Source organism: Streptococcus oralis, from assembly GCF_026782375.1.
Taxonomy (GTDB): domain Bacteria; phylum Bacillota; class Bacilli; order Lactobacillales; family Streptococcaceae; genus Streptococcus; species Streptococcus oralis_CL.
The window spans coordinates 141,380-154,854 of sequence record NZ_JAKUWJ010000003.1 but is presented as its reverse complement, the minus strand read 5'-3'; the positions used below and the strand labels follow the sequence as shown (position 1 = coordinate 154,854).

General features: G+C 42.6%; 15 protein-coding genes and 1 tRNA gene. 13 read left to right on the top strand and 3 right to left on the bottom strand.

Translation table 11 applies throughout. From position 1 onward, the window contains the following. The first annotated feature begins 55 nt into the window (after window positions 1–55). Window positions 56–850 (top strand): pyruvate formate-lyase-activating protein, encoded by a 795-nt coding sequence (gene pflA / locus MK409_RS07655; protein WP_001288281.1) that lies wholly within the window; start codon window positions 56–58, stop codon window positions 848–850. 71 nt (window positions 851–921) lie between these two features. Here pflA and yidC read toward each other — a convergent pair whose 3' ends face one another. Both yidC and MK409_RS07645 read right to left on the bottom strand, forming a co-directional pair. Then, window positions 922–1,851, bottom strand: coding sequence for a membrane protein insertase YidC (gene yidC, locus MK409_RS07650; protein ID WP_268705927.1), 930 nt, complete (start codon window positions 1,849–1,851; stop codon window positions 922–924). A gap of 77 nt (window positions 1,852–1,928) precedes the next feature. Continuing rightward, a complete protein-coding gene (locus MK409_RS07645) occupies window positions 1,929–2,207 on the bottom strand; it encodes an acylphosphatase (protein ID WP_268705896.1) in 279 nt (92 codons plus the stop codon). Window positions 2,208–2,240: 33 nt separating this feature from the next. Here MK409_RS07645 and MK409_RS07640 point away from each other — a divergent pair, with 33 nt between their 5' ends. The 11 genes from MK409_RS07640 (at window position 2,241) to MK409_RS07590 (ending at window position 11,027) form a co-directional block, all read left to right on the top strand. Continuing rightward, a complete protein-coding gene (locus MK409_RS07640; RefSeq protein WP_268705895.1) occupies window positions 2,241–2,981 on the top strand; it encodes a TrmH family RNA methyltransferase in 741 nt (246 codons plus the stop codon). 54 nt (window positions 2,982–3,035) lie between these two features. After that, entirely contained in the window at window positions 3,036–3,719 is a 684-nt protein-coding gene (locus MK409_RS07635; RefSeq protein WP_268705894.1) for a Bax inhibitor-1/YccA family protein, read from the top strand. Window positions 3,720–3,828: 109 nt separating this feature from the next. Then, entirely contained in the window at window positions 3,829–4,821 is a 993-nt protein-coding gene (gene asnA, locus MK409_RS07630) for an aspartate--ammonia ligase (protein ID WP_268705893.1), read from the top strand. Window positions 4,822–4,885: 64 nt separating this feature from the next. Next, complete coding sequence (gene rsmD, locus MK409_RS07625) at window positions 4,886–5,425, top strand: 16S rRNA (guanine(966)-N(2))-methyltransferase RsmD (RefSeq protein WP_268705892.1); 540 nt, start codon at window positions 4,886–4,888, stop codon at window positions 5,423–5,425. After that, window positions 5,415–5,903 (top strand): pantetheine-phosphate adenylyltransferase, encoded by a 489-nt coding sequence (gene coaD / locus MK409_RS07620; RefSeq protein WP_268705891.1) that lies wholly within the window; start codon window positions 5,415–5,417, stop codon window positions 5,901–5,903. Before rsmD ends, coaD begins: the two co-directional genes overlap by 11 nt. Further along, window positions 5,887–6,924: a SepM family pheromone-processing serine protease gene (locus tag MK409_RS07615; RefSeq protein ID WP_268705890.1), complete on the top strand. Its 1,038-nt coding sequence runs from the start codon at window positions 5,887–5,889 to the stop codon at window positions 6,922–6,924. The genes coaD and MK409_RS07615 overlap by 17 nt, the downstream gene beginning before the upstream one ends. A 55-nt stretch (window positions 6,925–6,979) precedes the next feature. Then, window positions 6,980–7,210, top strand: coding sequence for a DUF1146 family protein (locus tag MK409_RS07610; RefSeq protein ID WP_002892633.1), 231 nt, complete (start codon window positions 6,980–6,982; stop codon window positions 7,208–7,210). A 23-nt stretch (window positions 7,211–7,233) separates the two neighbouring features. Continuing rightward, complete coding sequence (murA, locus tag MK409_RS07605) at window positions 7,234–8,517, top strand: UDP-N-acetylglucosamine 1-carboxyvinyltransferase (protein ID WP_268705889.1); 1,284 nt, start codon at window positions 7,234–7,236, stop codon at window positions 8,515–8,517. Beyond that, window positions 8,504–8,698 (top strand): DNA-directed RNA polymerase subunit beta, encoded by a 195-nt coding sequence (locus tag MK409_RS07600; protein WP_000739700.1) that lies wholly within the window; start codon window positions 8,504–8,506, stop codon window positions 8,696–8,698. Before murA ends, MK409_RS07600 begins: the two co-directional genes overlap by 14 nt. Window positions 8,699–8,738: 40 nt before the next feature. Further along, window positions 8,739–9,563 (top strand): DNA/RNA non-specific endonuclease, encoded by an 825-nt coding sequence (locus MK409_RS07595; protein ID WP_268705888.1) that lies wholly within the window; start codon window positions 8,739–8,741, stop codon window positions 9,561–9,563. A gap of 132 nt (window positions 9,564–9,695) precedes the next feature. Next, a complete protein-coding gene (locus MK409_RS07590; protein ID WP_268705887.1) occupies window positions 9,696–11,027 on the top strand; it encodes a hemolysin family protein in 1,332 nt (443 codons plus the stop codon). An 80-nt stretch (window positions 11,028–11,107) separates the two neighbouring features. Here MK409_RS07590 and MK409_RS07585 read toward each other — a convergent pair. Next, window positions 11,108–11,178, bottom strand: a tRNA-Cys gene (locus MK409_RS07585). Window positions 11,179–11,485: 307 nt separating this feature from the next. On the opposite strand from MK409_RS07585, the gene MK409_RS07580 reads away from it, so the two are divergent. Beyond that, on the top strand, window positions 11,486–13,465 hold the full coding sequence (locus MK409_RS07580) for a peptide ABC transporter substrate-binding protein (protein WP_268705886.1): 1,980 nt from the start codon (window positions 11,486–11,488) through the stop codon (window positions 13,463–13,465). The last annotated feature ends 10 nt before the right edge of the window (window positions 13,466–13,475 follow it).

The following is a 13,475-nucleotide window of genomic DNA, read 5'->3' as shown; positions in this document are numbered from 1 at the left end:
TCATCTTACTCATGATATAATAAAACTATAAAACGGTTTCAAGGAAGGTGACGATATGTCTGAAGAAACAATTGACTATGGACAAGTGACAGGAATGGTGCATTCGACAGAGAGTTTTGGGGCGGTAGATGGCCCTGGGATTCGTTTCATTGTCTTTTTGCAGGGTTGTCACATGCGTTGCCAGTACTGTCATAACCCCGACACATGGGCTATGGAGACCAATAAATCACGCGAACGGACAGTAGACGATGTCTTGACAGAAGCCCTTCGCTACCGTGGTTTCTGGGGAGACAAGGGAGGAATCACTGTTAGTGGAGGAGAAGCCCTCTTACAGATTGATTTCCTAATTGCACTCTTTACCAAGGCCAAGGAAAAAGGAATCCACTGTACCTTGGACACCTGTGCCCTTCCATTCCGTAACAAGCCACGTTATCTCGAAAAGTTTAATAAACTCATGGCGGTGACAGACTTGGTTCTTCTGGATATCAAGGAAATCAACGAAGAACAGCACAAGATTGTAACCAGCCAAACCAATAAAAACATCTTGGCCTGTGCCCAGTACCTATCAGATATTGGGAAGCCTGTTTGGATTCGCCACGTGCTGGTTCCAGGTTTGACGGACAGAGATGAGGACTTGATCGAACTCGGTAAGTTTGTCAAGACCCTCAAAAACGTTGACAAGTTTGAAATCTTGCCTTATCACACGATGGGTGAGTTCAAGTGGCGTGAACTTGGAATTCCTTATTCGCTCGAAGGAGTCAAACCTCCAACAGCAGACCGTGTGAAGAACGCTAAGGAATTGATGGATACAGAAAGCTATCAAGATTACATGAAGCGTGTACATGGATAAAAAGAAGCCTGATGGGAACATCGGGCTTTTGTGATGCATAAAAAGCCTAGCCTTTCAGCTAAGCTTTTTTCTTATTTTCTAGAATGTTGTTTACCAGCATTGCGTTTTTTATGTTTCTTATTAGTCATGATCGCAGTTGCTTGGTTTGGAGTGACATCTTTGCGTCCGCCTCCAGTTGAAAATGAGCTTTCTTTTGGTGGATTTTTGGCAAATTCTTCACGAACTTTTTTGCGAAGTTTTGGACGAACAACATAGTTAACGATGAACTGTTGGAGAATCATCATGAAACCACCGACAACCCAGTAAAGTGTCACACTGGCTGGTGAGAAGAAGGAGAAGACGACAATCATGAGTGGGCTCATGTAGATCATTTTCTTGAGCTGTTCTCTTTGCATCTCGTCTTCTACGCCATGAAGTGAGAGGAGTGATTGGAGGTAGTAGAGGACACCAGCAAAGGCTACGAGGATCATACTTGGTGAACCAAGATCGATACCCAAGAAGGTAGAGCTAGCTACCCCTTCAGTGAGCTGGGCAGCAAAGTAGATAGCAGAGAAGAATGGCATTTGAATGAGGATAGGGAAGCAACCTACACCACCTAACATGCTAATACCGTGTTCTTTCTGAGCAGCAAAGAGAGCTTGTTGAGCCTCAAGTTTTTCTTCCTGAGTTGTTGCTTCTTTAAGACGTGTTTGATGTGGTTCAAGCACGTGTTTGAGGGCGTTCATCTTTTCTGAGTGAAGTGTCGCCTTCCATGATTGGTAGATACCAAGTGGCAAGATAATCAAGCGCACGATAATGGTTACGATAATGATAGCTACCCCGAAGCCTAGTCCTTTATCAGTAGCGAAGTACTTGATAGCTTCTCCCATCGGAGCACCCAAGAAATCCCAAACGGGACCAACTGGCTTACCTGTTGCTTTGTCTACTTGGACACAGCCTGTCAAGACGAGTAGCATAGCCACTCCCATAGCAGAGAGGGCAAAACGTTTAATAGATTTCAATGTTTTCATTCCTTCTTTAAAAATTATACCTTTCTATTCTACTGTTTTTTTGTAAAATATACAATAGTTCTGGAGACCTAATTTGCAACTTTGAAGTCTGAATAGGATGAAAAATTGCTCATCTGCACATCCAGATAGGTGACTTTTGAAAATCGCGTTGGACCTTTACGGATTTCTTGGATAAATTTTGCCATAGTGGCAGAAGACTCTGCTTGAGCAAGAATTTCCACTGTGCCGTCGTCATTATTCCAGACACGACCGGTGATGCCACCGATTTCAAGCGCTAGAGTAACAACACCCCAACGAAAACCAACACCCTGCACCCTGCCTTGGGCAATCATTCTAACCTTTTGCATACCAAACCCCTTTGATTGTGTTATAATATTTCTATGACTATTATAACCTCAAAAGCCAATTCAGTGGTAAAAAATGCCAAGAAATTGCATCAAAAAAAACATCGAAAGTCTGCCTATTTGATTGAAGGTTGGCACTTATTTGAAGAAGCTGTTCAAGCTGGAGTGAGGATTGAGAAGATTTTTGCTCTGGAAAGTTACCAAGATCAGTTAGCTGCTTTTCCTAAAACGGTCTGGGTTTCAGAGGAGATTTTGCGGGATTTAGCAGATACGCAAACTCCTCAAGGCATTGTCGCTGTTCTTCAAAAAGAAGAAGTGGGACTGCCTGATTTTAGTCAGGGTAAGTTTCTATTTTTAGAAGACGTCCAAGATCCTGGTAATGTGGGCACCATGATTCGGACTGCGGATGCTGCAGGTTTTACAGGGGTTATTGTCTCAGACAAGTCAGCAGATATCTACAGTCTTAAGACCCTGCGTTCCATGCAAGGAAGTCATTTTCATTTGCCCATCTATCGGATGTCTCTTGCCATCTTTATAGAAGAGGCAAAGAAGAGCAATTTGCCCATTCTAGCAACGACCTTATCCAAAGAATCCAAGGACTATCGTGAGCTTTCTCCCTTAGAAAACTTTGCTCTAGTCATGGGAAATGAAGGGCAGGGGATTAGTTCTGTCATGGCTGAGAGTGCTGATCAGCTGGTTCATATTGGCATGAAAGGCCGAGCAGAAAGTCTCAACGTGGCAGTTGCAGCAGGCATTTTGATGTTTTATTTCAGCTAATTTATAAAATCTTTGTTATAATCAAGACATATTTATAGAAAAAGGAGAATCAAAATGAATCAATCGATTATTCAAGAACGTTCAGGTCTCAATCAATTTTACGCTAAGGTTTACGCCTTTGTGGGACTGGGGATTGGTCTATCAGCTCTCGTGTCAGCTTTGATGTTGACAGTCTTTCAGTCCCAATTGGTCTACTTTTTAATGCATGGCCGTCTCTGGTTGATGATTGCAACTTTTGCAGAACTTGCTCTAGTCTTTGTTGCAAGTAGCATGGCTGCCAAAAATAGCCCAGCAGCTCTCCCAGTATTTTTAGTTTATTCTGTTTTAAATGGCTTTACGCTCAGCTTTGTCGTAGCCTTCTATACACCTGGAACCGTCTTATCAGCCTTTGTATCCAGTGCCCTTCTTTTCTTTGTCATGGCGGCAATCGGAATTTTCACTAAGAAAGATTTGAGTGGAATGGGACGAGCTTTGATGGCGGCGCTTGTTGGTCTCATCATTGCTATGGTTGTGAATCTATTTTTAGCCAATAGTTTCTTTGACTACATGATTAGTATTGCCATGGTCTTGGTTTTCTCAGGTTTGATTGCTTGGGACAACCAAAAGATTCGCTATGTTTATGAGCAGTCACAAGGGCAAGTAGCGACAGGATGGGTCATTTCAATGGCTCTCAGCATCTATCTAGACTTTATCAACCTCTTCCTTAGCATCTTACGAATCTTTGGTCGAAACGATTAATGAATGACAGAGTCAGTGTTCAAAAGAGCACTGACTTTTTCTTATTTACTCTTTTCTTTTCTTGGAAATAGGTGTATAATGCTTTTAACTAATTTTTGAGGAGCTGTTTATGAAGAAAAGTTTTATTCATCAACAAGAAGAAATTTCCTTTGTCAAAAACACTTTTACCCAGTATTTGAAAGATAAGTTAGAAGTTGTTGAAGTTCAAGGTCCTATCTTGAGCAAGGTCGGGGATGGGATGCAGGATAACCTGTCAGGTGTCGAAAATCCAGTATCCGTCAAGGTTTTGCAGATTCCAGATGAAACCTATGAAGTCGTTCACTCACTTGCTAAATGGAAACGCCACACCTTGGCTCGTTTTGGTTTCGGTGAAGGTGAAGGTCTGTTTGTTCACATGAAGGCTTTGCGCCCAGATGAAGATTCACTAGATGCGACCCACTCTGTTTATGTAGACCAGTGGGACTGGGAGAAGGTTATCCCAAATGGTCAACGCAATATCGCCTATCTCAAAGAAACCGTTGAGAAGATTTTCAAGGCTATTCGTCTGACAGAGCTAGCCGTAGAAGCCCGCTATGATATCGAATCCATCTTGCCAAAGCAAATCACCTTCATTCACACAGAAGAGTTGGTAGAACGTTACCCAGACTTGACACCAAAAGAGCGTGAAAATGCAATCTGTAAAGAATTCGGGGCAGTCTTCTTAATTGGTATTGGTGGAGAGTTACCAGATGGAAAACCGCATGACGGACGTGCGCCTGACTACGATGACTGGACTACAGAGTCTGAGAATGGCTACAAGGGGCTAAATGGAGATATTCTGGTTTGGAACGAATCTCTTGGCTGTGCCTTTGAGCTTTCCTCAATGGGGATTCGGGTAGATGAAGATACCCTTCGTCGCCAAGTTGCCCTTACAGGAGACGAAGATCGTCTGGAGTTGGAATGGCACAAGGCCTTGCTTAACGGTCTTTTCCCATTGACAATCGGTGGAGGGATTGGACAGTCTCGGATGGCCATGTTCCTTCTTCGTAAGAAACACATCGGAGAGGTTCAGACTAGTGTTTGGCCTCAAGAAGTTCGCGACATTTACGAAAATATCTTGTAGAGAATCGAACCACAAGGTTCGGTTTTCTTTCTCTTTTTGCCCATAATTTGGTATAATAAACGGTATGAAAATCGTATCAGGAATCTACGGAGGGCGTCCTCTCAAGACGCTAGAAGGAAAGACGACTAGGCCGACATCTGATAAGGTGAGAGGAGCTATCTTTAACATGATTGGTCCTTATTTTGAGGGTGGTCGTGTCTTGGATCTCTATGCTGGCAGTGGCGGTCTGTCTATTGAAGCTGTGTCAAGAGGGATGTCCAGTGCTGTCTTAGTGGAACGGGAGCGAAAGGCACAAGCAGTCATCGCTGAAAATATCCAGATGACCAAGGAAGTTTCTAAATTTCAGCTCTTAAAGATGGAAGCTGACCGTGCTCTAGAGCAAGTCGGAGGGACATTTGATTTGGTCTTTTTAGACCCTCCTTATGCAAAAGAACAAATCGTTGCAGATATCGAAAAAATGGCAGAAAAAAATCTCTTCTCCCAAGAAGTCATGGTTGTCTGCGAAACCGATAAGTCTGTAGAACTACCAGAAGAAATCGCCTGCTTAGGCATCTGGAAGGAAAAAATATATGGGATTAGTAAGGTGACAGTCTATGTCAGATAAAATTGGATTATTTACAGGTTCATTTGATCCGATGACAAATGGACATCTGGATATGATTGAACGTGCCAGCAAACTTTTTGATAAGCTTTATGTCGGGGTGTTCTATAATCCCCACAAACAAGGTTTTCTCCCTGTTGAAAATCGCAAACGAGCAGTCGAAAAAGCGGTGGCGCATTTAGGTAATGTAGAGGTGCTGGCTTCTCATGATGAATTGGTAGTCGAAGTTGCAAGGAGACTGGGAGCCAAAACCCTTGTCCGTGGCTTGCGGAATGCTACAGACTTGCAATACGAGGCTAGTTTTGACTACTACAATCATAAACTAGCTCCAGAGATTGAGACGGTCTACCTATATAGTCGCCCAGAGCATCTTTATATTAGCTCTTCAGCCATGAGAGAACTTCTGAAGTTTGGTCAGGAGATTCAGCAATATGTTCCAAACAGTGTTGTGGAGGAATTAGAACATGAAGAAAAAAACTAGATGGCCCTTATATGCCATCCTAGCACTAGTATTGACTTTTTTGGCCTTTGTAGTACCTTTGCCCTACTACATAGAAGTTCCAGGTGGAGCGGAAGATATTCGTCGAGTTTTGAAAGTCAATGAAACAGAAGACACAGAAGCAGGAGCTTACCAGTTTGTAACAGTCGGCATTCGACACGCAACCCTGTCGCATCTTGTCTATGCTTGGTTAACACCTTTCACGGATATTAGAAGTGCCAAGGAGACTACGGGTGGCTCTACTGATGCAGAGTTTATGCGAATCAATCAGTTCTACATGCAAACTTCTCAAAACATGGCCAAGTATCAAGGATTAAAGACGGCTGGTAAGGATATCGAACTCAAGTATCTGGGAGTTTATGTCTTAACTGTGACAGACAATTCAACTTTTAAGGGCATTCTGAACATAGCAGATACCGTGATGGCTGTTAATGACAAAACATTTGACAGTTCAAAAGACTTGGTCGACTATGTCAACTCTCAAAAACTAGGAGATCCAGTCAAGGTGACCTATGAAGAAGACGGAAGAGTTAAGACTGCTGAAGGTAAAATTATCACTCTTGAAAACGGGAAAAATGGGATTGGGATTGGTTTGATTGACCGTACGGAAGTGACCAGTGACGTTCCGATTCGCTTCTCCACAGCTGGTATTGGCGGCCCCAGTGCAGGTCTCATGTTTAGTCTAGCTATCTACACCCAGATAGCAGATCCAGGTCTTCGTAATGGTCGTATCGTTGCGGGAACGGGGACTATTGATCGGGACGGAAATGTTGGCGACATTGGTGGAATTGACAAAAAAGTTGTTGCAGCCTCTCGTCAGGGAGCAAACGTCTTTTTTGCTCCTGATAATCCAGTCACCGAGGAAGCGAAAAAAGCAGATCCCAATGCGAAAAGCAACTATGAAACAGCCCTAGAAGCTGCCAAAACGATCAAGACAGAGATGAAAATCGTTCCCGTTAAAACCTTGCAGGATGCGATTGATTACCTTAAAAACAACCCCTAATTCGTAGAAAAATCGAAAACTAGCGCGCAAGCGGATAAGATGGTATAATAGTCAAATGGTTCAATTATTATTCACTCTAAGTAGTCATATACTCTTTATTTATTTGAGTTTTTACCTTTTAAAGGATCTTGTGAGATGGGAAAAGGTGTTAAAAGTAACCGCTACTAACACAAAAAAAGTTCGTTTGTTGGTAGGCTTCTTTAGTATTGTAATGGGCTACATCTTGAGTTCATTCTTTATCAGTTTGTACCAACTGTGGCAAGAAGCACTTAGAGGATTATTATAAAATCAAAAGTAAAGGAAACAACTATGGAAAAAATTGTGGTTCAAGGCGGTGATAATCGTCTGGTCGGGAGTGTGACCATAGAGGGGGCAAAGAATGCCGTCTTGCCCTTGTTGGCAGCGACTATTCTAGCAAGCAAGGGTAAGACAGTCTTGCAGAACGTCCCGATCTTGTCAGATGTTTTCACCATGAATCAAGTAGTTCGTGGTCTGAATGCCAAGGTTGACTTTGATGAGGAAGCTCATCTTGTCGAAGTCGATGCGACTGGTGACATCACAGAGGAGGCTCCTTACAAGTATGTCAGCAAGATGCGTGCATCGATCGTTGTCTTGGGCCCAATCCTTGCTCGTGTAGGACATGCCAAGGTATCCATGCCAGGTGGCTGCACCATTGGGAGTCGTCCAATCGATCTCCACCTCAAGGGCTTGGAAGCTATGGGAGCTAAGATTAGCCAGACAGCTGGTTACATCGAAGCCAAGGCAGAACGCTTGCATGGCGCTCATATCTATATGGACTTCCCTAGTGTCGGCGCGACACAAAACCTGATGATGGCAGCGACGTTAGCTGATGGTGTGACGGTCATTGAAAATGCTGCGCGTGAGCCGGAAATTGTTGACCTTGCTATCCTTCTTAATGAAATGGGAGCCAAGGTCAAGGGAGCTGGTACTGAAACAATTACAGTAACTGGTGTCAAGGAACTCCATGGAACAACTCATAATGTGGTACAGGACCGTATCGAAGCTGGAACCTTTATGGTGGCGGCAGCCATGACTGGCGGAGATGTCCTCATTCGAGATGCAGTCTGGGAGCATAATCGCCCCTTGATTGCCAAACTCCTTGAAATGGGAGTTGAGGTAACGGAGGAGTCGGAAGGCATTCGTGTCCGTTCTCAACTGGAAAATCTTAAAGCTGTTCATGTGAAAACCTTGCCACATCCAGGATTCCCGACAGATATGCAGGCTCAATTTACAGCCTTAATGACTGTTGCAAAAGGGGAATCCACCATGGTGGAAACTGTATTTGAGAATCGGTTCCAACATCTGGAGGAAATGCGTCGGATGGGCTTGCATTCGGAGATTATCCGTGATACAGCCCGTATCGTAGGAGGACAAGTCTTGCAGGGAGCAGAGGTTCTATCAACAGACCTTCGTGCCAGCGCGGCCTTGATTCTGACAGGTCTGGTAGCGCAAGGAGAGACAGTTGTTGGTAAATTAGTCCACCTTGACAGAGGCTACTACCGCTTCCATGAGAAGTTAGCTCAGCTAGGAGCAAAGATTCAGCGGATTGAGGCAAATGATGAAGAAGAATAAAAATATACGTTATGTACTCCGTCGCTTACTGTTGATTTTTATTGTACTCTTGCTGGGATTCCTTGCTTTAGGAATCGGCTTGATGATTGGCTACGGAATTCTAGGAAAGGGACAGGATCCATGGGCGATTTTGTCTCCAGCGAAATGGCAAGAATTGATTAGTAAATTTACAGGAAATTAGGCTGGGAGACCAGTCTTTTTCTAGAGATATAAGGAGAGATATGGACAAGAAAACAAGACAAGCTCTGATAGGGCTACTCATATTCTTACTATTATCTGCAGGTAGCTATTACATCAAGCAGATGCAGTCAGCGCCAAACACCCCTAAAACCAAGGTTAGCCAGAAAAGACAAGCTTCAGAAGCTCCTAGTCAGGAGTTGGCAGAAAGTGTCTTAACCGAGTCGATCAAGAATCAAATAAAAGGTGGTCTAGAATGGAATGGGGCAGGTGCCTTTGTCGTAAATGGCAATAAAACCAATCTAGATGCCAAAGTTTCTAGCAAACCCTACGCGGATAATAAAACAAAACCAGTCGGGAAAGAGACCGTCCCAACGGTTGCCAATGCTCTCTTATCCAAAGCGACTCGGCAGTATAAAAATCGTGAAGAAACAGGCAACGGCTCGACCTCTTGGACACCGCCGGGATGGCATCAGGTTAAAAATTTAAAGGGAACCTATACACACGCAGTAGATAGGGGGCACTTGTTGGGTTATGCCTTGATAGGTGGATTAGATGGCTTTGATGCTTCTACCAGCAATCCCAAGAACATTGCAGTTCAGACAGCTTGGGCCAATCAGGCTCAGGCGGAAGATTCGACAGGGCAGAACTACTATGAGAGTCTGGTTAGGAAAGCCTTAGACCAGAATAAGAGAGTCCGTTATCGGGTAACTCTCCACTATGCTACGAATGAGGATTTGGTTCCATCTGCTTCACAAATTGAAGCCAAGTCTTCGGATGGCGAATTGGAATTCAACGTCCTGATTCCAAATGTTCAAAAGGGTATCCAACTTGATTACCGAACAGGTCAGGTCACGGTGACAAACTAGAAAAAAAGGAATAAAAATTGCTCCCTTGTCCGTCATTGATAAGGGAGCGATTGTATAAATTAGAAAATAATGTGATTCCTAGGCCGATTTATGATATAATGGAACACAAGATACTATTTTAGGAGAAAGACCATGGAAGACCCGAGCAGTCAGGATTTGTTACTGCAATTTGTACTTTTAGTTGTATTGACCTTTTTAAATGCCTTTTTCTCAGCTACAGAAATGGCTATGGTGTCACTAAATCGTGCCCGAGTAGAGCAAAAAGCAGAAGAAGGCGATAAACGCTATATCCGTTTGCTAAAGGTACTTGAAAACCCTAATCACTTTTTATCAACCATTCAAGTCGGTATCACCTTGATCACGATCTTGTCAGGGGCAAAATTGGCAGCTACACTTGGACAAGTAATTGCCTCTTGGATGGGGAATGGAGAAACAGCTTATGCCATTGCAAGTTTCCTCTCTTTGGCATTCTTGACCTACATCTCTATTGTTTTTGGTGAACTCTATCCTAAACGGATTGCCCTCAATCTCAAAGATGCCTTAGCCATTCGTTCTGTTCCGATAATTATTGGACTTGGGAAGATTGTCAGTCCCTTTGTCTGGTTGTTATCTGCTTCAACCAATCTCTTGAGTCGTTTAACACCAATGACCTTTGATGATGCGGATGAAAAAATGACTCGAGATGAAATTGAGTACATGTTGACCAAGAGTGAGGAAACCTTGGATGCAGACGAAATCGAGATGTTGCAAGGGATTTTCTCTCTAGATGAACTGATGGCAAGAGAAGTCATGGTTCCTCGGACAGATGCCTTTATGGTGGATATTCAGGATGATAGTCAAACCATTATCCAAAGTATTTTAAAACAGAACTTTTCCCGTATCCCAGTTTATGATGGGGATAAGGACAATGTGATTGGGATTATTCACACCAAGAGTCTTCTTAATGCGGCCTTTGTGGATGGTTTTGACAATATTGTCTGGAAGAGGATCTTACAAGATCCACTCTTTGTCCCGGAAACTATTTTTGTGGATGACTTGCTAAAAGAATTGCGAAATACTCAGAGACAGATGGCCATTTTGCTCGATGAATATGGTGGTATGGCTGGTCTGGTCACACTGGAGGACCTGCTGGAGGAGATTGTCGGAGAAATCGACGACGAGACAGACCGAGCAGAAATTGAAGTCCATCAAATCGGTGAGGACACCTATATTGCACAGGGAACCATGAATCTTAACGACTTCAATAACTACTTTGGTGTCGAACTAGAAAGCGATGATGTGGATACCATCGCCGGTTATTATTTGACGGGTGTTGGAACGATTCCAACCACTGAGAAAATCAGTTACCAACTGGTCAGTCAAAACAAGCAAGTCGTCCTGACCAACGACAAGGTGAAAAACGGACGTGTCACTAAGGTGAAGGTTCAAATCACTGAAATAGAAAATGAAGAAGAAACAGAATAAAGGAGCTTGAGTCACCATCAGGTGCTCAAGCTCCCATTTATAAGAAAAAAGACTCACGAGGAGTCTTTTGGTTTACTATAAGGCGGTAGACGGATTTGAACCGACGATCAAGCTTTTGCAGAGCCGTGCCTTACCACTTGGCTATACCGCCTCAACGTTTATTATTATACCTTGAAAATGATTCTACGTCAATAGTTTCTTAACCGAAAATCCAATTTAGGAAACTTTCCCTTTTTATGATAGACTTTAAAACCGAGAGAGAAAGTCTGGGAATCAGTCTTCACAGGCTGTAAAATTGCCATCTAATCACCTAGATAGCAAACAAAGAGTGTAGAATTTTGACAAATAGAAGTTTTTTGAAGAAATGCGCCTAAATATTCTGAAAATTCGTTTACTTTTTAAAAGATATATGTTATAATTTCCAATAAGCCTAAATTTTTCAAAGAGGAGTTAACAATATGAAAAAAAGTAGAGTATTTGTCGCAGCAGGAATTGCCCTATTAGCAACTGGCGTTTTAGCTGCTTGTGGTTCTTCAAAATCATCTGATTCTACAGCGCCAAAAAATTATGGCTATATTTATTCAGCTGACCCAGAAACTTTGGATTACCTCATTTCAGGGAAACAAAGTACTAAGGTTGCCACTTCAAATGGTATCGATGGTCTTTTCACAAACGACAAGTATGGGAACCTAGTCCCTGCAGTTGCAGAAGACTGGTCAGTTTCAAAAGATGGTTTGACTTATACCTACAAGATTCGTAAAGGTGTCAAATGGTTTACATCAGATGGCGAAGAGTATGCTGAAGTAAAAGCCAAAGACTTTGTAAATGGCTTGAAACACGCAACTGATAACAAGTCTGAAGCACTTTATCTAGCAGAAGATTCAGTTAAAGGTCTAGCTGACTATAAAGCTGGAAACAATAAAGACTTTTCTTCAGTAGGTGTAAAGGCAGTTGATGATTATACCCTTGAATACACTTTGAACAAACCAGAACCATACTGGAACTCTAAGCTAGCCTACTCAATCTTCTGGCCATTGAACGAAGATTTTGAAAAATCAAAAGGGGCTGACTTTGCCAAAGCAACTGACCCTACATCATTGCTTTACAATGGTCCGTTCTTACTGAAAGGTTTGACTGCTAAATCTTCTATTGAATTCGCTAAGAATGAAAATTACTGGGACAAAGATAATGTTCACATTGATAAAGTAACCCTTGCTTTCTATGATGGATCAGACCAAGAGTCAATTGAACGTAACTTTACAAGTGGAGCCTATAGCTATGCTCGTCTCTTCCCAACAAGTTCAAACTACTCTAAGGTAGAAGAAACATACAAAGACAATATCTACTACACTCCATCAGGACCTGGTATTGCTGGTTTGGGTGTGAATATTGACCGTCAAGGTTACAAATACACTTCTAAAACAACTGATGAAGAGAAGACTTCTACCAAGAAAGCCCTTCTTAACAAGGACTTCCGTCAGGCTTTGAACTTCGCCTTTGACCGTACTTCTTACTCAGCACAAATTAATGGTAAAGAAGGTGCTCCTATTGCAGTTCGTAACCTCTTTGTGAAACCAGGTTTTGTCTCTGCAGGTGAAAAAACTTTCGGTGACTTGGTAACTGAAAAGATGGCTGCTTACGGTGATGAGTGGAAGAATGTTAACTTTGCGGATGGTCAAGATGGACTCTTCAACGCCGATAAAGCCAAAGCTGAATTTGCCAAAGCTAAGACTGCTTTGGAAGCAGAAGGTGTAAAATTCCCTATCCACTTGGATATTCCAGTTGACCAAACAAATAAGGGTCTTATTGCTCGTATTCAATCCTTCAAACAATCCGTTGAAACAGTACTTGGTGAAGGAAACGTAGTCATTGATATTCAACAAATTTCTAAAGATGAGTTGCACAATATCACATACTATGCCGCAAACGCTGCAGCAGAAGATTGGGATCTCTCAGGAGCAGTTGGATGGAGCCCAGACTATGAAGATCCATCAACTTACCTTGATATCTTGAAAACAACTAACAGCGAACAAACAAAAACTTACATGGGTTATGATGATCCAGCAAATGCAGCAGCTGCCCAAGTTGGTTTGAAAGAATACGACAAGTTAGTTGATGAAGCTGCAAAAGAAACCAATGACTTGAATGTGCGTTATGAAAAATATGCGGCTGCTCAAGCTTGGTTGACAGACAGCTCCCTCTTCTTGCCAGCTATGTCATCAAGTGGTGCTGCACCATTCATTTCTCGTGTTGTACCATTCACAGCATCATACAGCCAATCTGGAGATAAGGGCTCAGACGTATACTTCAAGTATATTCAGTTACAAGATAAGGTTGTAACAAAAGCTGACTATGAACAAGCTCGTGAAAAATGGCTCAAAGAGAAAAAAGAATCAAACGAAAAAGTTCAAAAAGAATTGGCTAATCACGTTAAATAAATAACTCTCA

Excerpts from the sequence above, each read along its gene's own strand:
- murA (WP_268705889.1), top strand. The coding sequence starts at position 7,234 with ATGGAAAAAATTGTGGTTCAAGGCGGTGATAATCGTCTGGTCGGGAGT.
- MK409_RS07610 (WP_002892633.1), top strand. The coding sequence starts at position 6,980 with ATGGTTCAATTATTATTCACTCTAAGTAGTCATATACTCTTTATTTAT.
- MK409_RS07590 (WP_268705887.1), top strand. The coding sequence starts at position 9,696 with ATGGAAGACCCGAGCAGTCAGGATTTGTTACTGCAATTTGTACTTTTA.
- rsmD (WP_268705892.1), top strand. The coding sequence starts at position 4,886 with ATGAAAATCGTATCAGGAATCTACGGAGGGCGTCCTCTCAAGACGCTA.
- MK409_RS07580 (WP_268705886.1), top strand. The coding sequence starts at position 11,486 with ATGAAAAAAAGTAGAGTATTTGTCGCAGCAGGAATTGCCCTATTAGCA.
- MK409_RS07600 (WP_000739700.1), top strand. The coding sequence starts at position 8,504 with ATGAAGAAGAATAAAAATATACGTTATGTACTCCGTCGCTTACTGTTG.
- MK409_RS07635 (WP_268705894.1), top strand. The coding sequence starts at position 3,036 with ATGAATCAATCGATTATTCAAGAACGTTCAGGTCTCAATCAATTTTAC.
- MK409_RS07645 (WP_268705896.1), bottom strand. The coding sequence starts at position 2,207 with ATGCAAAAGGTTAGAATGATTGCCCAAGGCAGGGTGCAGGGTGTTGGT.
- MK409_RS07615 (WP_268705890.1), top strand. The coding sequence starts at position 5,887 with ATGAAGAAAAAAACTAGATGGCCCTTATATGCCATCCTAGCACTAGTA.
- asnA (WP_268705893.1), top strand. The coding sequence starts at position 3,829 with ATGAAGAAAAGTTTTATTCATCAACAAGAAGAAATTTCCTTTGTCAAA.
- MK409_RS07595 (WP_268705888.1), top strand. The coding sequence starts at position 8,739 with ATGGACAAGAAAACAAGACAAGCTCTGATAGGGCTACTCATATTCTTA.
- coaD (WP_268705891.1), top strand. The coding sequence starts at position 5,415 with ATGTCAGATAAAATTGGATTATTTACAGGTTCATTTGATCCGATGACA.
- pflA (WP_001288281.1), top strand. The coding sequence starts at position 56 with ATGTCTGAAGAAACAATTGACTATGGACAAGTGACAGGAATGGTGCAT.
- MK409_RS07640 (WP_268705895.1), top strand. The coding sequence starts at position 2,241 with ATGACTATTATAACCTCAAAAGCCAATTCAGTGGTAAAAAATGCCAAG.